Raw genomic sequence first — 23787 nt, 5'->3', positions numbered from 1 at the left:
AGCATTGGTCAGACGACTGTGAGGCGGCATCATGACTGATAGCGACGACCGGCCCGTCGGCGAGAACCTCGGCTCGGCGGAGCAGCCGACCAGCCAGTTCGGCAACACCTCACTGCTTTCCGGGATCGGCACCACCGAGCCGGAGGAACCACGCAGGCAGGCCACCTGGCACGCGGGCGCGGACTTCGGCCTGCTCGTACTGCGGATCGTCGTCGGTCTCACGGTCGGCGCGCATGGCCTGCAGAAGATCTTCGGGTTGTTCGGCGGTCCGGGCATCAACGGGTTCTCCATGTATCTCGGCCAGATGGGTTTCGGGCACACCACGGTGCTCGCCTACGTGACCGGCTGGTCGGAACTGGTCGGCGGGGCGCTGCTGGTGCTCGGCCTGCTCACCCCGCTCGGCGCGGCGGCCGTGCTCGGGGTGCTCGGGAACGCGCTCTACATGAAGGCCGGCACCGGTTTCTTCACCAGTGAGGCCGGAGGTTTCGAGTACGAGCTCGTGCTCGCCGCCTCCGCGCTGGCGCTGCTGTTCACCGGACCGGGCCGGGTCGCGATGGACCTCGGCAGGGCCTGGCACCGTAAGCCCACCGCCTGGGGCATTCTTGGTGTTCTGCTCGCGGTCGTCGCAACCGTGCTGATCTTCGTATTCGGGCGTAAATAGACGGCCGGATTCGGGGCCATGAAACCGGTCCAGGTATCGTGAACCGGCGTTCAGCAGCCCCAATCCAGCAACGACCGCGGAGGACGCGACGATGGCGCATTCGCTCGCCGTGCCCGACAAGCAGGCCTCGTCCCAGGCGAAGCGCAAGTACCGTCCGGAACTGCAGGGCGTCAGAGCGCTCGCCGCGCTGCTGGTCGTCGCCTATCACATCTGGTTCAACCGGATCTCCGGCGGCGTGGACATCTTCTTCCTGATCTCCGGGTTCCTGATCACCGGTCAGCTGGTGCGCGCCGCGAGCGGAAAGGGCATCCAGTTCCGGGCGATGTGGGGCCGGATGTTCAAACGGCTGCTGCCCGCCGCGCTGACCGTGCTCGTGGTGTGCATGGCGGTCAGCCTCGCCCTGCTTCCGCAGGATCGCTGGCTGCAGACCATCAAGGAAACCGTCGCCTCGGCGCTGTACTACGAGAACTGGCAGCTCGCCGCGGATTCGGTGAACTACTTCGCGCGGCACAACACGCAGAGCTTCGCCCAGCACTACTGGTCGCTTTCCATCCAGGGCCAGTTCTATCTGGTCTGGCCGCTGTTGATCTTCGGGATCGCGCTGCTGGCCCGGAAAGTGTTGAAGCGCAAGCTTTCCGGCGTGGTGGCCGTGGTGCTCGCGGTGGTGTTCCTCGCCTCGCTCGCGTACTCGGTGTACCTCACCGATGTGAACCAGCAGTACGCCTACTTCAACTCCTTCACCCGGGTATGGGAATTCGCGCTCGGCGGTCTGCTCGCGCTGTTCATCGACGCGATCGTGCTGCCGAGGGTGCTGCGGATCGTGCTCGGCTGGATCGGTGTCGTCGGGATCGTGTCCTGTGGGCTCGTCATCGACGTCGGCACGGTGTTCCCCGGTTACGTCGCACTGTGGCCGACCGTTTCCGCGGCGCTGACCATCATGGCGGGCGCGACCGAGAGCAAGTTCGGCGCGGATTTCCTGCTCGCCTCCAAACCGCTGGAGTATCTCGGCAACATCAGCTATTCGCTGTATCTGTGGCACTGGCCACTGATGTTGTTCTGGCTGCTCGCGCTCGACCGGGACACGATCGGCCTGCGCGGTGGCCTGGTGCTGCTCGCCGCCTCACTGGTGCTCGCCATGCTGAGCTACCACTTCATCGAAAGCCCGGTGCGCGATTCCAAGATCGGGGTGAACAACCGCTGGGGCGCCTACCGGTTCGCGGTGATCGCGCTCGTGCCGACCCTGTTGCTCGCCGGTGGCTGGCAGTTGCTCTCCCAGCAGGAGATCAAGAAATCCCAGCTCGCCGATGCCTCGGATCCCAACTATCCCGGCGCGCAGGCGCAGCAGCCCGGGTTCAAGTACGCCGGGGACGAGCAGCCGGAGATCCGTCCCTCGCTGATCTCGCTGCCCAATGACTGGGCCGTGGTGCGCCAGCGGCAGTGCACGCCGTCCGCACTCGACAAGGAACTCTCGATCTGCAAGTCTCCGACGAACGGCAAGCCGAGCAAGCGGGTCGTCGTCGTCGGGGACTCCCACGCCCAGCAGTTCATCGCCCCGCTCAACGACATTTCGAAGCGCCGCAACTGGCAGCTCGTCTCCATGCTCAAGGGAGCCTGCCCGTTCTCCACGAAATCCGAGGACGCGCCGGGCGATCGGTCCTGTGTGAACTTCAACAAGGCCGCCGAGCGCGAGATCGTCAAGATGCATCCGGACGCGGTGATCACACTGGCCAGCCGCAATGTCCAAAAGGGACTCACCGAGTCCACGCCGCCCGGTTTCGTCGAACAGTGGCGCCAGCTCGACAAGGCCGGAATCCCGGTGCTGGCCGTGCGGGACACGCCGCGGTTCTCGTTCTCCCCGCCCAACTGTGTGCAGGCCAAGGGGAAGGACAACCCGAGTTGTGGTGCGGTGCGCAAGGAATACCTCGCCGACCCGCCGCCGTACATGAAGGTGAGGAATCTCCCGGAGAACACCGACTTCCTGGATTTCAGCAATTACTTGTGCACGGACACCTTCTGTCCGCCGGTGATCGGGAACGTGTACGTCTATCTGGACGACAATCACCCGAGCGCGACCTATCTGCGTACCATGGCACCGATCTGGGAAAGCATGATCGATGCCAAACTCGGTTGGCAGGCCTAGCCGACCCGGTTCAGGCCGTCCGGAACCGGGCCTCGATCCCGTCGAGCACCGCTTCGAGCCGGGTCGTGAACGCGGTCCCGGGATCCGGATGGCTCGCGTCCTCGACGACCCTGGCGAGTATCGGGTAGGCGCCGGTGGCGAGCATCCTGGTCATATAGGCGCCGTTCGCCTGCTGCCAGTGTTGCTCGTCCATGCCGGTGGCGCGTTCGGCGCGCCGTTCGGTGACCTCGGCACGCACTGCGCCGAGTACGTAGCCGTGCACCGCGCCGACCGCGTCCATCATCGTGTCCACGTGTTCGAAACCGGGGGCCTCTTCGAGTGCGGCCAGTGAGGCCTCGTGGAAGGCGAGGCCGTTGGGACCGATGTTCGGCCGCCCGCCGAGCAGATCGACGAGCCAGTCGTGGCGCAGGGCCGCTTCCCTCGTGCGGTGGGCGATCTCGCTCAGCCGTTCGCGCCAGCCGGATGTGACTGTGTGCGCCGGGACGATCTCCGCGTACACCGCGTCGACCATGAGGTCGAACAGCTCCTCCTTCGTGGAGAGGTAGCCGTAGAGCCGCATCGGGCCCGCGTCCAGGGCGGCGGCGATCCGGCGGAACGAGACCGCGCCAAGGCCCTCGGCGTCCGCGAGTTCGATCGCGGCCCGCACGATCCGGTCCCTGCTCAGTGCGCTGAGCGCGGGCCGTTCGGCCGGTTCGGGACGTTCCCACACGGTCGCGTGTTCCTCGGCCTGCTTGCGCGCCATCACACCTCGCTCTGTTTCCAACTCGGACGGCGTCAACGATGCAACGCCTCGAGCGATACACTGTATCGTCAGATACGCTGTACAAATCCAGGAGGTGATGTCATGCGTACGGAATCGACTTCGGTGCTCGTGGTCGGTGGAGGTCTGGTCGGTACCTCGGCCGTACTGTTCCTCGCCTGGCGTGGTGTGCCGGCGGTGCTCGTCGAGCGGCACCCGGGCAGTTCACCGCATCCGAGGGCGATCGGCTACACGCCCCGGACCATGGAGCTCTACCGCGCGGTGGGGCTCGGCGACCGGATTCCGTCCAGTCCGCCGGGAGGCGGGGTGGGGCACGGTGTTCGCCGGGTGCGGGTGGAGAGCCTGGCCGGTGCGTGGTTCGAGGAACAGCCGTGGACGCCGGGTGGGCGTGCCGAGGAGATCGAGTACTCGCCGTGCACCGGGGCGGGTATCGCGCAGGACCGGCTCGAGCCCATCCTGCGCGATCAGGCGCGCGCGTTCGCCGCGGATGTGCGGATGAGCACCGAACTGCTCGAGTTCGGCCAAGACGAGGACGGGGTGCGCGCCGTGCTGCGCGGACCGGACGGCTCGGAGTACGCGATGCGGGCCGACTACCTGATCGCCGCCGACGGGTGCGCGAGCGGAATCCGCGAGACGCTCGGCATCGGCTGCTCCGGACGGGGATTTCTGCAGACCTCGCGCAGCGTGCTGTTCCGCGCGGAGCTGGACGAGTACCTGCGCGAGGGGTTCTGTCAGTTCGTCATCGACCAGCCGGATTTCGGCGGGTTCGTGACCACCTACGGGGACGGCCGGTGGTTACTGTTCCACGGACAGCGGGAAACGGATCCCGCGGTGCTCGAAAGCCTGGTGCGCCGCGCGATCGGCCGGGCGGATCTGGCCATCGAGATCGTCACGACCGGGGTCTTCGACGTGCGGGCCGAGGTCGCGCGGCGCTACCGGGAGGGGCGGGTGTTCCTCGCCGGGGACGCCGCGCACACCCTTCCGCCGAACCGGGGCGGCTACAGCGCCAACACTGGTATCGAGGACGCGCACAACCTCGCGTACAAGCTGGCCGCCGTGCTCGGCGGGCAGGCCCGCGCCGAGCTGCTGGACACCTATGAGGCCGAACGGCGCCCGGTGGCCGAACTCTGTCATGACCAGATCTTCGCCCGGATGGATGCCGAGAGCGGTGCATCGCCGACGCCGATCATCGAGGACGCGGCCATGGCCTTCGGATGCCTGTACCGTTCGGCCGCCGTCCGCGGTGCGGGTGAGGAACTGCCCGCCGCCCGCCGTCCCGAGGACTGGGCGGGTCAGCCGGGAACCCGGGCACCGCATCTGTGGCTCGGCCCACGCGAGTCCACATTGGACCTTTTCCAGGCGGGCTGGGTGCTGCTCGCCGATGGGGAAATCTGGGCGGAAGCGGTCCGGTCGGCGGAGGAACGGCTCGGGGTGCCGGTCGAGCTCGTTTCCTTCGCCGAGCCCGAGTTCACCGAGCAGCTGCGCGAGGAGATCCGGTGCTGGTACGGGATCGAGGACGGTGGAGCCAGCCTGGTGCGCCCGGACGGCTACCTCGCCTGGCGTGCGGTCCGGGCACCGGATGATCCGGCCGCGGCCCTGCTCGAGGCGTTCGCCTCGGTCTCCTTTGCGGAGCGGGTGTGACCGCCGTAATCGGGTGGCCCGGCTGTCGTAACCTGAGAGCATGAGCATCACCGAACAGGTGCACGCGGCGGCCAGGAGGGCGCGAGAAGCCTCCGGTCCACTCGCGCGGGCCACCCGGGAACGTAAGGACGCGGCGCTCGAGGCGATGGCCGCCGCACTGGAGGCCGAGTCGGCTGCCGTGCTCGCCGCCAATGCCGAGGATCTCGCCTCCGGCAGGGAGCAGGGGATGAGCGAGGCCCTGCTCGACCGGCTCGCGCTGACCGGGGACCGGATCGCCGCGATGGCGGCGGGCCTGCACAAGGTCGCCGCCCTTCCGGATCCGGTCGGCGAGGTCGTGCGCGGGAGCGTGCTGCCGAACGGCTTGCGCTGCCGCCAGGTACGGGTACCGCTCGGGGTGGTCGGCATGGTCTACGAGGGGCGGCCGAACGTCACCGTGGACGCGGCCGGGCTCGCCGTCAAGTCCGGGAATGTCGCGCTGCTGCGCGGATCCTCCTCCGCGCGCCGCTCGAACACTGCCCTGGTCGAGGTGCTGCGAACGGCGCTGGAGTCCGCCGGAGTCGCCGCCGATGCGGTGCAGCTGCTGCCCAGTGAGGACCGGGAGAGCGTGCGCGCCCTGATCACCGCGCGCGGACTGGTCGACCTCGTGATTCCGCGCGGTGGCGCCGGACTGATCAACACCGTGGTCACCGAGGCGACGGTGCCCACGGTGGAGACCGGGGTGGGGAACTGTCACGTGTACGTGGACGCCGCGGCCGATCAGGACATCGCCGAGCGCATCGTGCTCAACGCCAAGACCCGGCGCCCGAGTGTGTGCAATGCGGCCGAGACCGTGCTCGTGCACGCGGGCATCGCCGCCGAGTTCGTGCCGCGGATCGCGAAGGCACTGCACGCGGCCGGTGTCCGGGTGCACGCCGAGCCGCGGTTCGCCGAGTACGCACCGGACACGGTCGCCGCGACCGCGGAGGACTTCGACACCGAGTATCTGGCGATGGACATCGCCGCCGCCGTGGTGCCCGACCTGGATGCCGCGATCACGCACATCGCGGCGCACTCCACCGGGCACACCGAGGCCATCGTCACCCGGGACATCGCCACCGCGGACGCCTTCGCCGCGCGGGTGGACGCCGCCGCGGTGATGGTGAACGCCTCGACCGCGTTCACCGACGGCGAGGAGTTCGGCATGGGGGCCGAGATCGGCATCTCCACGCAGAAGACCCACGCGCGCGGACCGCTCGGCCTGCCCGAGCTCACCTCGACGAAGTGGCTCGTGCACGGGGACGGACACACCCGGCCGTGAACCGGCCCTATGTGCTCGCCTCCGTGGCGACCTCGCTCGACGGATACATCGACGACACGAGCCCGCAGCGGCTCGTGCTCTCCACCGAGGAGGATTTCGCGCGGGTGCACGAAGTTCGCGCGAGCGTGGACGCGATCCTCGTCGGTGCGGGCACCGTGCGGGCGGACAACCCACGGCTGCGGGCACGCGATGCACGGCGGCAACCGGTGAAGGTGATCCTGAGTTCGAGCGGTGCGCTCGATCCGGACGCCCGGGTGTTCGCCGAAGGCCGGACCCTCGTCTACACCACGCGTCCGGCGCCCGGACTCGACGAGGTGGCCACCGTGGTGGTGCTCGGCGAGCCGGGGATTCCCGCGGTGCTCGCCGACCTGTCCGCGCGCGGGATCGGCCGGCTCATGGTCGAGGGTGGCGGGCAGGTCCACACGGCGTTCCTGGCCGCGGGGGTGGTCGACGAGCTGCAGCTGGTACTCGCGCCGTTCTTCCTGGGGACGGCCGGCTCGGCACGGTTCGTTCATCCCGCGGAGTTCGACCGCGCACCCCTGACCCTCGCGGAGACCAGGCGGATGGGCGATCTCGTGTTGTTGCGCTACACCAAGGAAATCGAGGAGGAGGGTGCATGAGCGAGCCGACCGAGCGCGATCTCGAACTGTTGCGCGCGGCGATCGAACTGGCGCACCGGTGCCCGCCCTCGCCGACCGCCTTCTCCGTCGGTGCGGTCCTGGTGGATGCCGAGGCCACGGTGCTGGCCCGCGGCTACTCGCGCCAGCACGCCGCGGATGAGCACGCCGAGGAGGCCGCCCTCGCCGTGTTCGAGGCCGCCTACGGTGCGGACCGGCCCGCGCTTTCCGGAGCCACCCTCTACAGCTCGCTCGAGCCGTGCAGCGCCCGTTCCTCACGGCCGAAGAGCTGTACGCGGCACATTCTGGAGGCCGGTATCGGCCGGGTGGTGTTCGCCTGGCGGGAGCCACCCGTGTTCGTGGACGGGAGAGGGACCGAACTGCTGCGGTCGGCGGGATGCACCGTGCTCGAGGTCCCCGAGCTGGCCGAAGCCGCGATGGCGATCAACAGTCATATTTCCGGCATTTCGCCACGTATATCCTGACCCGGCCCGGCGATGAGATACTGTCAGTGATCAGTGAGGCAGTCGATGGCGGAGGAACCTTGACGCATGTCTGGTACGCAGCGGCGTTCGGACACCCGTGACCGGATCCAGCAGGTCGCGCTGGAGCTGTTCACCGAACAGGGATACGAAGGAACCTCGCTGCGGGAGATCGCCGAGCGCCTCGAGGTCACCAAGGCGGCCGTGTACTACCACTACCGCACCAAAGAGGAGATCCTCGGTGGCGCGGTCGAGGAGGCCATCGACGCACTCGACGAGGTCATCGCCTGGGCCAGACAGGTTCGGATGGACAGCGAGAACCGCCGTGAGCTCGTCCGGCGCTATGCCGCCGCCCTCGATGAGCGCGCGGTGCTGCTGACCAGGTTCATCCAGGGAAACCAGCCCGTGCTCCGGGAGCTGAAGTCGCTCGAGGGGTACCGCGAACGGGTCAAGGAGCTGTTCGAACTGCTCGCCGCGCGGGATGCCCCGCTGACCGAGCAGTTGCGCTGCCGGCTGGCGCTCATCTCGATCAACCTCGGCAAGCTGGCTTTCGCCGACCTCGAGCTGGACGAGCGCGAGGTGAACGCCGCGGCCCTGGACGTCGCTCTCGGCCTGGTCGTGCCGCGCGGTGAGACCGGTAGCGAAGACGCAGGCTGAGGAAGACGTAGGCTGATCCACCATGGCACGACGCATCGGGGTGATGGGCGGCACCTTCGACCCAGTGCACCACGGACACCTGATGGCCGGGAGCGAGGCGGCCGCCCGTTTCGGGCTGCAGGAGGTCGTCTTCGTTCCGACCGGGCAGCCCTATCAGAAGGCGGATCGTGTGGTCACCGCCGCTGAGGACCGGTATCTGATGACGGTGATCGCCACCGCGTCCAATCCGCGGTTCTCGGTGAGCAGGGTGGACATCGACCGGGAGGGGCCCACCTACACCATCGACACGCTGCGTGATCTCGCCGAGCTCTATCCGGGCGCGGAGCTGTACTTCATCACCGGGGCGGACGCCCTCGAACAGATCCTTTCCTGGCACAAGGTCGAGGAGCTGTTCGAGCGCGCGCACTTCGTCGGGGTGACCAGGCCCGGATACGACCTCACCGACGGTCACCTCCCCGGGGGATCGGTGAGCCTGCTCGAGGTGCCTGCCATGGCGATCTCCTCCACCGATCTGCGTGCGCGGGTCGCCGACGGGCTGCCGGTGTGGTACCTGGTGCCGGACGGTGTGGTGCAGTACATCAGCAAGCGACGGCTTTATCGCGGCGAGTAGACTTGCCGCCCGGACGAGGACAGGAGTGACGTGGCTGCCACTGAGCAGGCTAAGAATCTGGCACAGGTCGCCGCGGCTGCCGCCGCGGACAAGAAAGCGGACGATGTCGTCATCATCGACGTCTCGGAGCAACTGGTCATCACCGACTGCTTCGTGATCGCCTCAGCCCCCAATGAGCGGCAGGTCGGCGCGATCGTGGATTCCGTCGAGGAACACATGCACCGCGCGGGGGCCAAACCGACTCGCAGGGAGGGCGTGCGGGACGGGCGCTGGGCCCTGCTCGACTACGTCGACGTGGTCGTGCACGTGCAGCATGGCGAGGAACGCGCCTTCTACGGACTCGACCGGCTCTGGAAGGACTGCCCGCACCTGGAGTTCGACGAGGCGGGACTTTCGGGATGAGCATGTGGCGTCTCGTGTTGTGGCGGCACGGGGAGACCGACTACAACGCGAGTGGCCGTATGCAGGGGCAGCTCGACTCCGCACTCACCGAGATCGGCTGGCAGCAGGCACGGTTCGCCGTTCCCGCGCTCGCCAGGTTCGATCCGGTCGTGCTCGTGTCCTCCGATCTGCGCAGGGCGCGTGATACCGCCGGGGTTTTCGCCTCCGCGAGCGAGGTGCCCTTCCGGGTGGACAAGCGCCTCAGGGAGACGAACCTGGGGGAGTGGCAGGGCAAGACCGCCGAGGAGGTCGACGCCATCTGGCCCGGCGACCGGGTGTACTGGCAGAACGACGCGACCTGGGCGCCACCGGGCGGAGAGGCCCGGGTCGAGGTCGCGGCCCGTGCCGAGGAACTCGTCGGTGAACTCGACACCGAGTATCCCGGTCAGACGGTGCTGTTGTGCGCGCACGGCGGGCTGATCACCGCGCTGGTCAGCCATCTGCTCGGGCTGCCGGTGCCGAACTGGCCGCAGCTCGGGGGAATCAGCAACTGTCACTGGACCGTGCTGCGCAGGCGGACCGAGGGCGATGGACGCTGGCGGTTGATCTCGTACAACGCCGGTATCACGGGCTGATCATGCGGCTGCTCGTCTTCGGTGATTCGCTGTGTTACTTCGGTCCGCGCGAGGCGATGCCGATCGACGATCCCCGGCTCTGGCCGAACCGGCTCCCGGCCACGGTCGACCTGTTCGCCGGGATCGGCTGGACGATGCGGGACGCCTACTGGGCACTGGTCGACAATCCCGCGGTCTGGGCACGGTTGCCCGAGGTCGACGCGGTGGTCCTGGAGATCGGCGGCATGGACATGCTTCCCTCGCCCGTGCCGACCTATCTGCGCCAGGGCATCAGGTATCTGCGTTCCGAGCGATTGCGCCGCGCCACGCGGTCGGCGTACCTGGCCGCGCAGCCGCGGCTCGCCCGGCTGCCGGGATGCCCGGTCTCGCTACCCCCGAGGGCGAGCACCCGGTACGCGAGCAAGATCGTCGCGGGACTGCGTTCCCTTCGTCCGGGGATCTCCGTGCTCGGGATGCTTCCACCACTGCACCGTTCGCCTGCCCACGGATTCAGCCTCGCGGGATACCGCCCGCAGCGCGCGGCCCTGCGCTCCTGCTATGCCGAGCTCGAGGTGCCGACGATCGACCTGCGTGCGCTGACCGCGAGGCATGTGCTCGACGGGCAGGGAAACCCGGACGGAATCCACTGGGGCTGGGAGGCTCACGAGGCCGTTGCCGACGCGGTCGCGGGGCAGCTGGGGCTCGCGCACGACGGGCATAGACTGACCGGGTGACCATCCGCGTCGTCACCGATTCCACCGCCTACCTTCCCGAAGGGTTCGCGGACCGCCACCGGGTCGATGTTGTTCCGCTGCACGTGCTGGTGGACGGGCGCAGCTTCACCGACGGTGCGGAACTCGGTCCGGCCGAACTCGTGCAGGCACTGCGTGGTCATGCCATGGTGAGTACCTCACGGCCGAATCCCGAGGATCTCGCTGAGCGATACCGTGCCCTGCTCGCTGACGGGGCGAGCGAGGTCGTCTCCGTGCACCTGTCCCGTGAGCTCTCCGGGACCTGGGAAGCGGCCTGCCGTGCCGCCGAACGGGTGGGAAACGTACGCGTTGTCGATTCCAGGTCCACCGCGATGGGGCTCGGGTTCGCGGTGCTCGCGGCGGCGCGTGCGGCCGGCGAGGGCCAGACGGGCGAGCGGGTGGAAGCGGCCGCGGTGGAGACCGCGGAGCGCACCGCGACCTGGTTCTGCGTGCCGACCATGGAATACCTGCGCAGGGGCGGGCGGATCGGGACCGCGGCAGCGCTGCTCGGTACCGCGCTCGCGGTGAAACCGGTGCTGCACATCGAGGATGGGCGGATCACCGGGGTGGAAAAGGTGCGCACGATGAGCAGGGCCAAGGCGCGGCTGATCGATCTGGCCTCGACAGCGGCCGGGACCGGGCGGGCGCGTCTTGCCGTGCATCATCTGGGCGCCAAGGACCAGGCCACCTTGCTCGCCGAGGAACTGGCCGCGCGCTTGCCCGCCGCGGCGGGGGTGCTCGTCTCCGAGGTCGGCGCGGTCATCGGCGCGCACACCGGGCCGGGTGTTCTCGGTGTGGTCGTTCTTCCGGAATCCGTCGAATCGCATTGACCCAGAATATCGGGCCGATCCAGTGATGAGCGGATTTTTCCCGAGCGAATGGACCATTCACTCGAAGTGTCTTTTTCGCTGCGCGGGTTTCCCGGCCGGACCGGCTGTTTCGGTCGAGTGTATGCGAAACAATCCACAGCTGATCCGGTTTTCCACAGATTAGCGAATCCCTCTTTTCCGCGCCGGATTCCGCCGTAGCGTCGTTTTCGTGGAGGAGAACGACGAACGGGAGCGATTGCTCGGCAAGGTGTTCGCGGCGCGCGCGGCGAGCCTGGTGCAGCGGTTCATCCCGAGCGCGGTAGCCGGGTTCAGACCCGGTCGCGCCGGTATGATCGCGGTGGTCGCCGCCGTTCTGCTCGGACTAGGAGTGCTCGGCGTTCTCGCCTTCGCGCGTGCGACACCGAGCGCGGAAAGCCCGCCGCCGTTGCCCGCCGTCGTCACTTCCTCCAGCAGCTCGAGCCCGCCACCGAGTCAGGTGGTGGTGAGCGTGGTGGGGAAAGTGGCCAAGGCCGGCCTGGTGCGGCTGCCGGACGGCGCCCGGGTGGCGGACGCGATCGGTGCGGCCGGTGGCGCGCTGCGAGGGGTGGACATCACCAAGATCAATCTTGCTCGCCGGGTCAGCGACGGCGAGCAGCTTTTCGTGGGTATCCCGACCCCGGACTGGGCCCGGCAGGGACCGGCGCAGCCCGCGCCCGCGGGGCAGTCCGCGGCTCCGGAGGGAAACACCGGCCAGGGCGGATCGGCGGCCAAGCTCGATCTCAACAGCGCCACCGCGGAACAACTCGACCAGTTGCCCGGGGTCGGGGAGGTGACGGCGAAGCACATTCTCGACTGGCGCAGCCAGCACGGCAGGTTCACCACGGTCGCGCAGTTACAAGATGTGGGTGGTATCGGGGAGACCCGGTTCGCGCGCCTCAAGGACCTGGTGACAGTCCGATGACCGCGGTGAGTGTTTCGGCGGGTTCCGGCGGACGTATCGATGCCCGGTTGGTGCCCGCCGCCCTCGTCGTCTGGACGGGTGCCGCGGCGGGTCTGCTGTTCGCCTGGTGGTTCGCGGTGCTCATCGGCCTGCTCGGGGCGGTGTTCGGCGGCTGGCTGCTCCTTCGCGGGCGCTGGGACCGGGCTGCTGCCCTCGTCCTGCTCGCCTGCGGCCTCGTCACGGCGGGCATGCTCGCCGGGCGTGCCTATGGTGTCGCGAGCCATCCACTGCATGCCGAAGCTGGGCAACGGTCCTCGGTACGGATGCGAGTGGAGCTGACGAATCGGCCGAAACCCATGTACCGCAAGGGATTCGGCGACCAACAGTCCGGCGCGCGCACCGTGCTCATCGAGGCGAGGGTGCACACGGCCTCGGTCGCCGGGCGTGCGGTTCCCGGCGGTGCCGATGTGCTGTTGTTCGCGCCGGCGCGCGGGTGGGGCGGGCTGCTGATCGGCCAGGAAGTGACCGTGCGCGGCAAACTCGCTCCCGCGCGTGGTGGGGACACCACCGTGGCGATCGTGTGGGTGCGCGGGCCACCGGGCGATCCGGGCGCGGCGGGATTCGGCCAGCGGGCCGCGGAAACCCTGCGCGCCGGACTGCGCACTGCCTCGGGTTCCCTCGGCCGGGACGCCGGTGGTCTGCTTCCCGGTCTCGTGGACGGCGATACGAGCGGGCTGCGCCACGAACTGGTCGGTGACTTCAAGACGGCGGGCCTGACCCATCTGATGGCGGTCTCCGGCTCGAATCTGGCGATCGTCACCGGAGCGGTTCTGATGCTGCTGCGGCTCTGCCGGGTGGGGCCACGGGTCGCCGCGGCGCTTGCCGGCCTGGCGTTGTTCGGATTCGTTCTGCTCGCCGGTCCGGACCCCTCGGTACTGCGTGCCGCCGTGATGGGTGCGGTCGTGCTCGCGGCGATGGCGCTGGGCCGGCAACGATCCGCACTGCCCGCGCTCGGCTCCGCGATCATCCTGCTGGTGTGCTACGACCCGTCGATGGCGGTGGATTTCGCCTTCGTGCTCTCGGTACTGGCGACCGCAGCGCTGGTGCTGTTCGTTCCCCGCTGGTCCGCGGGACTGCGCGGCCGTGGTGTTCCCTCGGGAATCGCTCAGGCGCTCGCGGTACCGGTGGCCGCGCATCTGGCCACCGCGCCGGTGATCGCCGGAATGAGTGGCCAGGTGAGCCTCGTGGCGGTGCTCGCCAATCTGCTCGCCGCACCGGTCGTGGCCCCGGCCACGGTGTTCGGCGTGCTTGCGGCGCTCAGTGCGCCCCTGCTGCCCTGGCTGGCCACCGGGTTCGTGTGGCTGGCCGGTCCGGAGGCGCACTGGATCGTGCTCATCGGAACCTGGAGCGCCCGGATACCCGGCGCGACGATCGGCTGGCCGCCCGGATGGATCGGTGCCGTGCTGCTCGGTGCGCTGATCGCCGTCGTTCTCCTCGCGATGCGGTACCGGCGGCCCCGGGTGGTCGTGCTGCTCGGTCTCCTGGCCGTGTTCGCGCTGACCGTTCCGCCGCGGCTGGTGCGCCCGGGTTGGCCACCGACCGGCTGGGCGATGGTGTCCTGTGACGTGGGCCAGGGCGACGGCGAGGTGCTCGCCACGGCCGACCCGCATCGGGCCGTAGTGGTGGATACCGGACCGGACGAAGAGGGGATCGATCGCTGTCTCGACCGGCTCGGGGTGCGCTCGGTCCCGCTCGTCCTGCTCTCCCACATGCACGCCGATCACGTCGGTGGCCTGCGCGCGGTGCTCGAGAACCGCACGGTCGGAGCCGTGGCACTCGGTGCGGCCCAGCCGCGGGGCTGGGAGCTCGATGCGGTGCGCGAGCAGTCGGCGAGAGCCAAGGTACCAGTGGTCACGGTGCCCACCGGGCAACGGTTGAGCTGGCCGGGACTGACCATCGACGTGCTCGCCCCGTTGCCCGCCGAATCCCATCCGGTGGGGCACGACGGAACCACGATCAACAACACGTCGCTCGTACTGCGCGCGACCACCCCGGCCGGGAGCATCCTGCTCACCGGTGATGTGGAGACCGAGGCGCAGACCGACCTGCTGAGCTCGGGGGCCTCGGTGCGCGCCGAGGTGCTGAAGATCCCGCATCACGGGTCTCGTTCGCAGGCACCGGAATTCCTCGATGCCACGCATGCGCGGATCGCGATCGCCAGCGTCGGTGCCGACAACGACTACGGGCACCCGAATGCCACGACCATGAACCGGCTGCGCGCCGATGGTTCGTTGCTCGCGCGCACCGACCAGGATGGGGATGTCGCCGTGCTGCCCGGGAACGGGCGCGCCGCGGGCCCGCGGTTGCTGCGCGCGGGCGCACCGAGATCACCGCCGTAACGGCCGCCGGTGACAATGGCAGGCATGATCACCCAGGAAGCGTTCTACGAGTTGGTCGGTCGTCGCCGGGATGTCCGGGCCGAGTTCACCGGGGAACCGGTCACCGAGGAGACCCTGCACCGGGTGCTCGGCGCGGCCCATCGTGCCCCGAGCGTCGGGCTCAGTCAGCCCTGGGACTTCGTGCTCGTCACCGAGGACGCCACGAAGCGGCGATTCCGGGAGCACGTGGTGGCCGAGCGCGAGACCTTCGCGGAAACGCTCGACGAGGACGCGGCGCGGCTGTTCGACCGGATCAAGATCGAGGGTGTGCTCGAATCGACGCTCTCCATCGTGGTCACCTACGACGCCCAGCGAGGTGCCCCGGCCGTACTCGGCAGGCACGCGATCGCCGATGCCGGGCTGTACTCGGTGTGCCTCGCGATCCAGAACCTCTGGCTCGCGGCGACCGCGGAAGGGCTCGGTGTCGGCTGGGTGAGCTTCTACCGGGAACCGTTCCTGCGCGAGCTGCTCGGCATCCCCGATCCGGTGCGCCCGGTCGCGTGGCTCTGTGTCGGGCCTGTCCGGGAGTTCGCGAAAGTGCCGGACCTGGAACGTGCCGGCTGGCGCACCCGGATGCCGCTCGAACAGGTGCTGCATCACGAGCGCTGGTGACCGCGCACCGGGGCCCGGTGCGCGGCCGGCGGCTCAGAGCCCGAGGGCCTCGCTGACCGCGCTCGCCGAGGGCGGGACCGTGGCCTTCGGGCCGATGTGGTCGGCCACCGCGTCGAGTGTCTTGAGGCCGTCCCCGGTGATCAGCAGCACGGTCTCGGCGTCCGGGTCGAGCTTGCCCTGCTCGAGGAGCTTCTTGGCGGTCGCGACGGTGACCCCGCCCGCGGTCTCGGCGAACACCCCTTCGGTACGGGCGAGCAGCCGGATCCCCTCGACGACCTCCTCATCGGTGACATCGCCGATCGCCCCGCCGGTGCGGCGCACCGCGTCGAGCACGTAGGGACCGTCCGCGGGGGCACCGATGGCCAGCGAGCGCGCGATCGTGTCCGGCTTGACCGGTGTCACCGTGTCGACCCCGTCGCGGAAGGCGGCCGAGACCGGGGAGCAGCCGGTGGCCTGCGCGCCGAACACCCGGTACTGGGTCGGTTCGACGAGGCCGAGCTCACCGAACTCGCGGAATCCCTTGTCCACCTTGGTGAGCTGGGAACCGGAGGCGATGGGCACGACGATCTGTTCGGGAAGGCGCCAGCCGAGCTGTTCGGCGACCTCGAAACCGAGCGTCTTGGAGCCCTCGGCGTAGTAGGGCCGCACGTTGACGTTGACGAAGGCCCAGTCCTCGTGCTCCGCGGCCAGTTCGGTGGCCAGCCGGTTCACGTCGTCGTAGTTGCCGTCCACGGCGATGAGCGCGCCGTCGTACACGGCGGTGGTGAGCACTTTCGCCCGCTCGAGAGAGGAGGGAATGAGGACGACTGACTGCCAACCGGCGCGTGCGGCGGCCGCGGCCACGGCGTTGGCGAGGTTGCCGGTGGACGGGCAGGCGAGCACCTGGAAGCCGAGCTCGCGTGCCGCGGCGAGGGCGACCGCGACGACCCGGTCCTTGAAGGAGTGGGTGGGGTTGCCGGTGTCGTCCTTGACCCACAGCTTGCGCACCCCGAGTTCGGCGGCGAGCCGGTCGGCGCTGATCAGCCGGGTCAGCCCGGGCTCGGTGTTGGGGTGCTGCTGCACGGTGCTGGGCACCGGGAGCAGGTCGCGGTAGCGCCAGATGGACTTCGGGCCGGACTCGATCCGCTCGCGGGTGACCGATCCGAAGTCGTAGGACACCTCGAGCGGGCCGAAACACTCCGCGCAGGCGAATTCCGCGGCCAGCGGCGTCTTGTTGCCGCATTCGCGACACGCGAGTGCGCGTGCGGAACCGAGGTCGAGCGAGGTGGGGGCTTCGAGGCCGGTGCTTGTCATCAGCGAGGTCCTTTCCTCATCTGTCCCGGCGAACCATTCGCTCGGGTCGGAATTGGCACCGATCACGTGGGCAGCATTCACCACGCCGGTTGCCGGGGCTTCGTCGGGCCGTTCCCTCTGCCCCTCTGGATGAGCTATTCAGTTTTATGAAAAGCGAGCTTCACCGTACGACATCCGCTCCACCGGGCGCCAACGTGGTGTCTCGCGTGCCGGACGGGCACGCGTGCGAAGATGAGCGGGTGGCTCCCTCTTCCACCACCTCGCAGGCTCCGGTGCGGCTTCTGCTCGGCGAGGAGGAACTGCTGGTTGAGCGCGCCGTCGAGCGGATCCTCGCGGCCAAGCGTGCGGAGGACGCGGCGGCGGAATCGCACCGTAAGCGGGTGAGTGAACTCACCCCGCCCGAGCTCGCCGAGCTGGTCTCGCCCTCGTTGTTCTCCAGCGCCCGCGTGATCGTGCTTGAGGGGGCACAGGAGGCCAACGCCGAACTGGCCGCGGCGATCACCGGCTTCGCCAAGCTTCCCGCCGACGGAGTGGTGCTCGTGGTCGCGCACAGTGGCGGCGGGCGCTCGAAGGCGGGCAAGGAGCTTCCCGCCGCGCTGCGCAAACTCGGTGCCGAGGTCGTGGAGTGCGCGAAGGTCACCAAGCCCGCTGACCGGGAGAAATTCGTCCGCGACGAGGTACGCAGGGTGCGGGGCAGCATCGACGGGGAGGCCGTGACCACCCTGATCGACGCGGTCGGTACCGATCTGCGCGAACTCGCCGCCGCGGCATCCCAACTCGTCGCGGACACGGGGGGAAACGTGGACGCGGCCGCGGTGCGCCGCTACCACAACGGCAAGGCCGAGGTGACCGGATTCGCGGTCGCGGAGAAGGCCGTCACCGGGGACCGCGCCGGTGCGCTCGAGGCGCTGCGCTGGGCGATGAACCTCGGGGTGCCGCACGTGCTCGTCGCCGACGCGCTCGCCGACGCGGTGCGCACGGTGGCCAGGGTGAGCGCTGCCGGGGGCTCGGATCCGAACCGGCTGGCGAGTGAGCTCGGCATGCCGCCGTGGAAGGCGCGCAAGGCGCTGCGTCAGGCGCGTGGCTGGCACAGCGCGGGGCTCGCCGCGGCGCTGCACGCCACCGCGGAGGTGAACGCGGACGTGAAAGGGGTCGCGGCGAGTGCCGCCTATGCCCTCGAACGCGCGGTGGACCGGATCGTGGTCGCCCGAGGCAGCCGCCAATAGCCGCGACCGGCCGGAAACAGTGGCCGGAAACGCAGAACGGCCCGGGAATCGCGAGGATTCCCGGGCCGTTCTCCGGCTCGGACTCGGACGGTGTACCCGCCGAGAGCGACCTCAGAGGCTGTTCGCGCGCTTGGCCATCGCCGACTTGCGGTTGGCGGCCTGGTTGCGGTGGATGACGCCCTTGCTCACGGCCTTGTCGAGCTGACGGCTCGCGGTCTGGAGCAGCTCGGTCGCCTTGGCCTTGTCGCCCGCTTCGGCGGCCTCGCGGAACTTGCGCACGGAGGTCTTCAGCGAGGACTTGACCGCCTTGTTGCGCTGGCGCGCGATCTCGTTGGTCTTGATGCGCTTGCGCTGCTGTTTGGTGTGGGCCATAGGGGCGCTCCTCAACAAGTCGTCGTTGGTGTTCGTGCCGCGTTCGATCGGCCCCACCGAGGTCGGTGGGCTTCCTCCCGTGCGGAATGCCACACGGCACGGTTATCCAGGATAACAACATTGCCCGCGGGGTTCGCGGGCGGTAGGCATGATCGTCGTGAACTCGCTCGCCATGACCTTCGTGCTGCTCGCCGCCGTCGCCCACGCCGGATGGAATTTCGCCGCGAAGGGTATCGGCGGCAGCGGGAGCGCGATCGTCTGGCTGTACTCCACGGTGAGCACGGTGGTGTGCCTGCCGTTCGCCATCGTGTTCGCCTGCACCGAGCAACAGGGCCCGCAGTGGAGCTGGCTGCTGGCCGCTCTGGTCTCGGCGGCCGCGCACGTCGGCTACGGGATCGTGTTGCAGCGTGGGTACGCGGTCGGGGATCTGTCCGTGGTGTACCCGCTCGCGCGCGGCACCGGCCCGCTGCTTTCGGTGCTGTTCGCCGTGCTGCTGTTCGGCGAACGGCCCGGGGTGCTCGGCCTGATCGGTGCGGCCGCCGTGGTGCTCGGGGTGCTGGTGATCTCCTCGGGCGGTTCCCGCGCCGCGGGTTCGCGGGTGCTCAGCATCGGTTACGGCGTCGCGACCGGTGCCACGATCGCGGTCTACACCCTGTGGGACGACCACTCGATGACCGGTATCGGTGTGCCGCCGATCGTCTACTTCGGACTCACGGTGCTCGGCGAGTCGGTGATGCTCACCCCGCTGGCCGCCCGGGATTTCGGTGTGGTCGCCGGGATCTGGCGGAAGAACTGGCGGCGCGTGGTGATCATCGGGGTGCTGTCCCCGGTCGCGTATCTGCTCGTGCTCTACGCGATGCGGATCGCCCCGGTCTCGCTCGTCGCACCGGCGCGCGAGTCGAGCATCGTGCTCGGTGCCCTCGCCGGCTGGCTGCTGTTGCGCGAACCGAATCCGGTGCGGCGGCTGATCGGCTCGGTGATCGCGCTCGCCGGGATCGTGGCGCTGGGGCTGTCCTGAGTACGGGCCGCTCACTCCCGCACGTCGAACCCGGCAGCCGTGGCGATCCTGGTCGCGGCCGCGATGACCTGACCGGTGTCCACGATCGCGCCGCGCAGGGTGAGCAGCCCGCGGATGTCGGTGATCCGGGAGCCACGCAGATCGCAGCCGGTCGCGTCGCGGGCGTTGAATTCCGCCCCGGCGAGCTCGCAGTCGGTGAACACGGCGGTGGACAGATCCCCGGAGAGCACCGACTCGCGCAGCGAACAGCCCTCGAACACGATCGGCCCCTTGGCGCGCTCGATGTGGATGTGCGCGTAATCGAACCGGCAGCGGAGGGCGTGCACATCGGTGGCCCGCTCGGCGTCGAGGCGCAGCCCGATTCCCCGGCAGTCGGCGAACTCGACCCTACGGGCCAGGATCCGGCGCAGGTGTGCGTTCGACAGCTCCACGTCTCGCAGCCGCGCGTCCACCAGCTCCAGCGGTTCGGCGCGCGCCTTGCCGAGGTCGGCGCCCTCCAGGAGCACCGAGTTCAGCTGGCCCTCGGCAAGGGATTCCGTGATCGTCCCGGCCGCGAGCGGGCTGGGATCTTCGATGATCGGGGAGCGCATGGGCGCACCGTATCTGGTACCCACGACAGCATGGAGATTCTCGCCAGCCGGGTGCTGATCCGGCCAGCCGACCTGGAAGAGAGCCTGCGCTTCTACCGGGACGCGCTCGGGCTCGCCGTCCACCGCGAGTTCCCCGGCGGGGTGGTGTTCTTCGCCGGACAGGGACTGATCGAGGTCTCCGGATCGAGCAGTGCCCCGGCCACCCCGGCCACGCAGCTGTGGCTCCAGGTACGCAGCCTCGGCGAGGCGCGGGCGCGGCTGGCCGAGCACGCGGTCCGGGTACTGCGCGGCGCGGAACGCGAACCGTGGGGCCTGGACGAGATGTGGATCGCCGATCCGGACGGGCGCAGGATCGTGCTCGTCGAAGTGCCCGAGGAGCACCCGATGCGCAGGGACACCCGCTGGGACTGAGACCGGGACCGAGACCGGAACCAAGGACCTGGGCCGCGCTCGGGGAGAGCATGGGACCATGGTGGGCGTGACCAATTTCGCCGAGACCACCTTCACCTCGCCGGAGCGCATCCGGAACTTCTGCATCATCGCGCACATCGATCACGGCAAGTCCACACTCGCCGACCGGATGCTGCAGCTGACCGGGGTCCTCGGCGATCGGGACTACCGCGATCAGTACCTCGACCGGATGGACATCGAGCGTGAGCGCGGGATCACCATCAAGGCGCAGAACGTGCGGCTGCCGTGGGTCGCCGAGGACACCGAGCACGTGCTGCACCTGATCGACACCCCCGGTCACGTGGACTTCACCTACGAGGTCTCCCGGGCACTGCAGGCCTGCGAGGGGGCGATCCTGCTCGTGGACGCCGCGCAGGGGATCGAGGCGCAGACCCTGGCCAACCTGTACCTGGCCATGGAACAGGACCTGGTCATCATCCCGGTGCTGAACAAGATCGACCTGCCCGCCGCGGAACCCGAACGCTACGCGAACGAGCTCGCGCACATCATCGGCTGCGAGCCCGAGGACGTGCTCAAGGTCTCCGCGAAGACCGGGGAGGGCGTACGCGAGGTACTGGACGCGGTGGTGCGCCTGGTGCCCGCGCCGGAAGGCGAGGCGGACGCGCCCGCGCGGGCGATGATCTTCGATTCGGTCTATGACATCTACCGCGGTGTGGTGACCTACATCCGGGTCGTGGACGGCGCGATCAAGCCGCGCGAGCGGATCCGCATGATGTCCACCGGGGCCACGCACGAACTGCTCGAGGTGGGCATCGTGTCCCCGGATCCGAAGGCTTCCAAGGGACTCGGGGTCGGCGAGGTCGGCTACCTGATCACCGGCGTGAAGGATGTGCGCCAGTCCAAGGTCGGGGACACGGTCACCAGTGAGAAGCGCGGGGCCGCCGAGCCGCTGCGCGGGTACCGGGAACCCAAGCCGATGGTGTACGCGGGGCTGTACCCGGTCGACGGCTCCGATTATCCCGCGCTGCGCGAGGCGCTGGACAAACTGCGGCTCAACGATGCGGCGCTCACCTACGAGCCCGAGACCTCCACCGCGCTCGGTTTCGGCTTCCGCAGCGGTTTTCTCGGCCTGCTGCACCTGGAGATCACCCGGACCCGGCTGGAGCGCGAGTACGACCTGGACCTGATCTCCACCGCTCCGAACGTCGTCTACCGGGTGTTGCTCGACGACGGCGAGGAGATCCAGGTGACCAACCCCTCCGACTGGCCCGAGGGCAAGGTCGGGGAGGTCTACGAACCGATCGCGAAGATCACGGTGATCGCGCCGAACGAATTCGTGGGCGCGATCATGGAATTGTGCCAGGAACGCAGGGGCGAGCTCGGCGGAATGGATTACCTTTCCGAGACGCGCGTCGAACTGCGCTACACCATTCCGCTCGCCGAGATCATCTTCGATTTCTTCGACGCGCTGAAATCCCGGACCCGGGGATACGCCTCGCTCGACTACGAGGATGCCGGCGAGCAGGCCAGCGATCTGGTGAAGGTGGACATTCTGCTGCAGGGCGAACCGGTGGACGCGTTCTCCGCGATCGTGCACAAGGATTCCGCGTACTCCTACGGCACCAAGATGACCGCGAAACTGCGCGAGATCATTCCGCGTCAGCAGTTCGAGGTGCCCATTCAGGCCGCGGTCGGGTCCCGGATCATCGCGCGGGAAACCATTCGCGCGATGCGCAAGGACGTGCTCTCCAAATGCTACGGCGGCGACATCAGCCGGAAGCGGAAACTGCTCGAGAAGCAGAAGGAGGGCAAGAAGCGGATGAAGAACATCGGCCGCGTCGAGGTCCCGCAGGAGGCGTTCGTCGCCGCCCTTTCCACCACCGAGGGCGACAAGGCGAAGCAGAAGAAATAGCGCTGCTAGGCCAGCCAGGTGTTCCAGGTCGGCAGCAGGGTGGCCACCAAAGCCGAGGGGTTCTCGGTGTTCGGTGAGTGCCCGCAACCCGGCAGCACGGCGAAGTCCGCGTCCAGTCGCTCGGCCATGCGCTGCTGGGTGGGCACCGACCAGGCGTCGTCGTGCTCCCCGCAGGCGACGAGGCAGGGGATCGCGCGCGCGGCGAGTTCCCTGGACAACGGGGCGACCAGATCCTCGCTCGTGCGCAGTACCTCCGCCATGGTGATCAGCGCGGCGGGCGCCGAACGCAGGAACCGTTCCCGGTGGAAGGTGCGCAACCGCTCGGGCAGGCCCGCGAACCACGGGTTGCGCAGCAGGGACTGCTCGCGCAGTTGCCACGCGGCCGCGATGCCCTTGTCCCGCAGCACCGCCGTGCCGTGGTCGAGTACGGCGACCCGGTCCGGATCGGTGATCGCGCTCGGCCCGGAATCGAGCAGGATCAGCCCGCTCGCCTGACAGCCGGACAGCAGCGCGGCGCGCGCGACGAGCCCGCCGTAGGAGTGGCCGAGCAGCAGCACCCGTTCCCCGTCCGCGACCAGCTTGCCGACCAGGTCGGTCACCTGGCTGCCGAGCTCGTCCGGGGTGTAGGCGGCTTCGCTGTCCGGGCCCGGTGATTCGTACTGACCGGGCAGATCGATGGCCAGGGGAGCGAACCCGGCATCGGCGAGCGGATCGAGCAGCGGGGCGAAATCCTCTTTGGAGCCGGTGTATCCGGGCACGAGAAGCACGGTCGCCTTCGCGGGAGCGGGGCGGGCGCGCAGTGCGGCGAGCGTGCCGTGCCTGCCGGGCAGATCGATCCGTTCGGCGTGATGGGCTGCCAGTGGGGAATCGCTGAGCTCGTCGGTCACGTCAGCCAAGCTACCGCAGGGCCACCAGTGTGCCGCCACGCTGCTCGAACACCATCGGGCCGAGCGTCGACATGGTGACCTCGCCGTGGTAACCGTGCCGGTCGAGCGGGTAGACGCCGAGTTTGCGGCCCGAGTTGGCGTCCAGTACCTCGATACCGGAGGGCACCGGGATCAGCGTCCGCCCGACGAACTGGGTGCCGGGGCCGAGTGCCCCGTTCAAGGTCCATTGTGGACGGAAGTCGGCGGAGGAGAGCGCGATGACCCCGGATCCGGTGTACCAGTAGATCGAGTTCGGTCCCTCGCTGACCGGGACGACCCCGCCGGGCACGTTCCAGCCGAGTTTCGCGTCCGGCACCGGGATCGAGTACTGCGCCTTGATCGCGCCGTCGGATTTGTCGATCACCAGCAGGCGCGCCGGATTCGGCAGTGCGACCGCCGCGAACCGGTCGTTCATCGCGACCACGCGGGCCCCGTTGCCGGGCAGTCGCACACTCGAGCCGACATTGGGCTCGTCCATGTCCTTGCCCTTGCTCACCGCGCTGTACACGGTGAACCGGTCGGCCCCGCCGTCCGGTTGACTGGAGAGCGCCCCACAGCGTTCCACGACGCCGATCTGCCCGGAGGCGGCCGCGGCCGAGCCGTAGTGGCAGCCGGTGCGCGGCTGGCG

25 protein-coding genes and 1 riboswitch are annotated in these 23787 nt (G+C 69.0%); of the genes, 19 read left to right on the top strand and 6 right to left on the bottom strand.

Annotation, left to right across the window (positions count from 1 at the left end; translation table 11 throughout):
- The first annotated feature begins 31 nt into the window (after positions 1 to 31).
- On the top strand, positions 32 to 661 hold the full coding sequence (locus AD72_RS13100) for a DoxX family protein (protein ID WP_031466761.1): 630 nt from the start codon (positions 32 to 34) through the stop codon (positions 659 to 661).
- Positions 662 to 752: 91 nt separating this feature from the next.
- Positions 753 to 2801, top strand: coding sequence for an acyltransferase family protein (locus tag AD72_RS13095; protein ID WP_051898560.1), 2049 nt, complete (start codon positions 753 to 755; stop codon positions 2799 to 2801).
- 10 nt (positions 2802 to 2811) lie between these two features.
- On the opposite strand, the gene AD72_RS13090 is transcribed toward AD72_RS13095, so the two are convergent.
- Entirely contained in the window at positions 2812 to 3543 is a 732-nt protein-coding gene (locus AD72_RS13090) for a TetR/AcrR family transcriptional regulator (protein ID WP_031466759.1), read from the bottom strand.
- A gap of 102 nt (positions 3544 to 3645) precedes the next feature.
- On the opposite strand from AD72_RS13090, the gene AD72_RS13085 reads away from it, so the two are divergent.
- The 13 genes from AD72_RS13085 to bluB all read left to right on the top strand — a co-directional run bounded on the left by AD72_RS13085 (position 3646) and on the right by bluB (position 15411).
- Complete coding sequence (locus AD72_RS13085) at positions 3646 to 5202, top strand: FAD-dependent monooxygenase (protein WP_031466758.1); 1557 nt, start codon at positions 3646 to 3648, stop codon at positions 5200 to 5202.
- A 40-nt stretch (positions 5203 to 5242) separates the two neighbouring features.
- On the top strand, positions 5243 to 6499 hold the full coding sequence (locus AD72_RS13080; protein ID WP_031466757.1) for a glutamate-5-semialdehyde dehydrogenase: 1257 nt from the start codon (positions 5243 to 5245) through the stop codon (positions 6497 to 6499).
- Positions 6496 to 7119 (top strand): RibD family protein, encoded by a 624-nt coding sequence (locus AD72_RS13075; RefSeq protein WP_031466756.1) that lies wholly within the window; start codon positions 6496 to 6498, stop codon positions 7117 to 7119. Before AD72_RS13080 ends, AD72_RS13075 begins: the two co-directional genes overlap by 4 nt.
- Entirely contained in the window at positions 7116 to 7601 is a 486-nt protein-coding gene (locus AD72_RS13070; protein WP_031466755.1) for a cytidine/deoxycytidylate deaminase family protein, read from the top strand. The genes AD72_RS13075 and AD72_RS13070 overlap by 4 nt, the downstream gene beginning before the upstream one ends.
- 66 nt (positions 7602 to 7667) lie before the next feature.
- Entirely contained in the window at positions 7668 to 8255 is a 588-nt protein-coding gene (locus AD72_RS13065; RefSeq protein WP_031466754.1) for a TetR/AcrR family transcriptional regulator, read from the top strand.
- A gap of 22 nt (positions 8256 to 8277) precedes the next feature.
- Positions 8278 to 8865: a nicotinate-nucleotide adenylyltransferase gene (gene nadD / locus AD72_RS13060; RefSeq protein ID WP_031466753.1), complete on the top strand. Its 588-nt coding sequence runs from the start codon at positions 8278 to 8280 to the stop codon at positions 8863 to 8865.
- 30 nt (positions 8866 to 8895) lie between these two features.
- A complete protein-coding gene (gene rsfS, locus AD72_RS13055) occupies positions 8896 to 9267 on the top strand; it encodes a ribosome silencing factor (protein ID WP_020498073.1) in 372 nt (123 codons plus the stop codon).
- Positions 9264 to 9881: a histidine phosphatase family protein gene (locus tag AD72_RS13050; RefSeq protein WP_031466752.1), complete on the top strand. Its 618-nt coding sequence runs from the start codon at positions 9264 to 9266 to the stop codon at positions 9879 to 9881. Before rsfS ends, AD72_RS13050 begins: the two co-directional genes overlap by 4 nt.
- A 2-nt stretch (positions 9882 to 9883) precedes the next feature.
- Complete coding sequence (gene octT, locus AD72_RS13045; protein WP_031466751.1) at positions 9884 to 10594, top strand: diglucosylglycerate octanoyltransferase; 711 nt, start codon at positions 9884 to 9886, stop codon at positions 10592 to 10594.
- The gene (locus AD72_RS13040; RefSeq protein ID WP_031466750.1) at positions 10591 to 11442 is read left to right on the top strand and encodes a DegV family protein; all 852 of its coding nucleotides are present in this window, start codon (positions 10591 to 10593) and stop codon (positions 11440 to 11442) included. Before octT ends, AD72_RS13040 begins: the two co-directional genes overlap by 4 nt.
- A 208-nt stretch (positions 11443 to 11650) precedes the next feature.
- Complete coding sequence (locus tag AD72_RS13035; protein ID WP_231644822.1) at positions 11651 to 12382, top strand: ComEA family DNA-binding protein; 732 nt, start codon at positions 11651 to 11653, stop codon at positions 12380 to 12382.
- Positions 12379 to 14760 carry a DNA internalization-related competence protein ComEC/Rec2 gene (locus AD72_RS13030; protein ID WP_031466748.1) on the top strand — a complete coding sequence of 794 codons (2382 nt, stop codon included), beginning with the start codon at positions 12379 to 12381 and terminating at the stop codon, positions 14758 to 14760. The genes AD72_RS13035 and AD72_RS13030 overlap by 4 nt, the downstream gene beginning before the upstream one ends.
- 15 nt (positions 14761 to 14775) lie before the next feature.
- Positions 14776 to 15411: a 5,6-dimethylbenzimidazole synthase gene (gene bluB, locus AD72_RS13025; RefSeq protein ID WP_156365170.1), complete on the top strand. Its 636-nt coding sequence runs from the start codon at positions 14776 to 14778 to the stop codon at positions 15409 to 15411.
- A gap of 33 nt (positions 15412 to 15444) precedes the next feature.
- Here the strand turns inward: bluB and thrC are convergent, their stop codons facing one another.
- Entirely contained in the window at positions 15445 to 16704 is a 1260-nt protein-coding gene (thrC, locus tag AD72_RS13020) for a threonine synthase (RefSeq protein ID WP_031466746.1), read from the bottom strand.
- 13 nt (positions 16705 to 16717) lie between these two features.
- A riboswitch (SAM riboswitch) is annotated at positions 16718 to 16840 on the bottom strand.
- 103 nt (positions 16841 to 16943) lie between these two features.
- Between thrC and holA the strand changes: the two genes are divergently transcribed.
- Positions 16944 to 17930: a DNA polymerase III subunit delta gene (gene holA / locus AD72_RS13015; protein ID WP_031466745.1), complete on the top strand. Its 987-nt coding sequence runs from the start codon at positions 16944 to 16946 to the stop codon at positions 17928 to 17930.
- 111 nt (positions 17931 to 18041) lie between these two features.
- On the opposite strand, the gene rpsT is transcribed toward holA, so the two are convergent.
- A complete protein-coding gene (gene rpsT, locus AD72_RS13010; protein WP_031466744.1) occupies positions 18042 to 18302 on the bottom strand; it encodes a 30S ribosomal protein S20 in 261 nt (86 codons plus the stop codon).
- 148 nt (positions 18303 to 18450) lie between these two features.
- Between rpsT and AD72_RS13005 the strand changes: the two genes are divergently transcribed.
- On the top strand, positions 18451 to 19320 hold the full coding sequence (locus AD72_RS13005) for an EamA family transporter (protein WP_197284959.1): 870 nt from the start codon (positions 18451 to 18453) through the stop codon (positions 19318 to 19320).
- Positions 19321 to 19331: 11 nt separating this feature from the next.
- Here AD72_RS13005 and AD72_RS13000 read toward each other — a convergent pair whose 3' ends face one another.
- The gene (locus tag AD72_RS13000) at positions 19332 to 19910 is read right to left on the bottom strand and encodes a pentapeptide repeat-containing protein (protein ID WP_051898559.1); all 579 of its coding nucleotides are present in this window, start codon (positions 19908 to 19910) and stop codon (positions 19332 to 19334) included.
- 30 nt (positions 19911 to 19940) lie between these two features.
- On the opposite strand from AD72_RS13000, the gene AD72_RS12995 reads away from it, so the two are divergent.
- Together AD72_RS12995 and lepA are read left to right on the top strand one after the other, a co-directional pair.
- Positions 19941 to 20321, top strand: a complete 381-nt coding sequence (locus tag AD72_RS12995; RefSeq protein WP_031466741.1) for a VOC family protein — start codon at positions 19941 to 19943, stop codon at positions 20319 to 20321.
- A gap of 58 nt (positions 20322 to 20379) precedes the next feature.
- Positions 20380 to 22233 (top strand): translation elongation factor 4, encoded by a 1854-nt coding sequence (lepA, locus tag AD72_RS12990; protein WP_031466740.1) that lies wholly within the window; start codon positions 20380 to 20382, stop codon positions 22231 to 22233.
- A gap of 5 nt (positions 22234 to 22238) precedes the next feature.
- On the opposite strand, the gene AD72_RS12985 is transcribed toward lepA, so the two are convergent.
- Positions 22239 to 23120, bottom strand: coding sequence for an alpha/beta fold hydrolase (locus AD72_RS12985; protein ID WP_031466739.1), 882 nt, complete (start codon positions 23118 to 23120; stop codon positions 22239 to 22241).
- A 10-nt stretch (positions 23121 to 23130) separates the two neighbouring features.
- A partial coding sequence (locus AD72_RS37160) for an Rv3212 family protein (RefSeq protein WP_031466738.1) occupies positions 23131 to 23787 on the bottom strand: 657 nt, incomplete at its 5' end.

This window comes from Sciscionella sediminilitoris, assembly GCF_000737195.2.
Taxonomy (GTDB): Bacteria; Actinomycetota; Actinomycetes; order Mycobacteriales; family Pseudonocardiaceae; genus Sciscionella; species Sciscionella sediminilitoris.
This window is presented reverse-complemented; position numbering and strand designations above follow the sequence as displayed.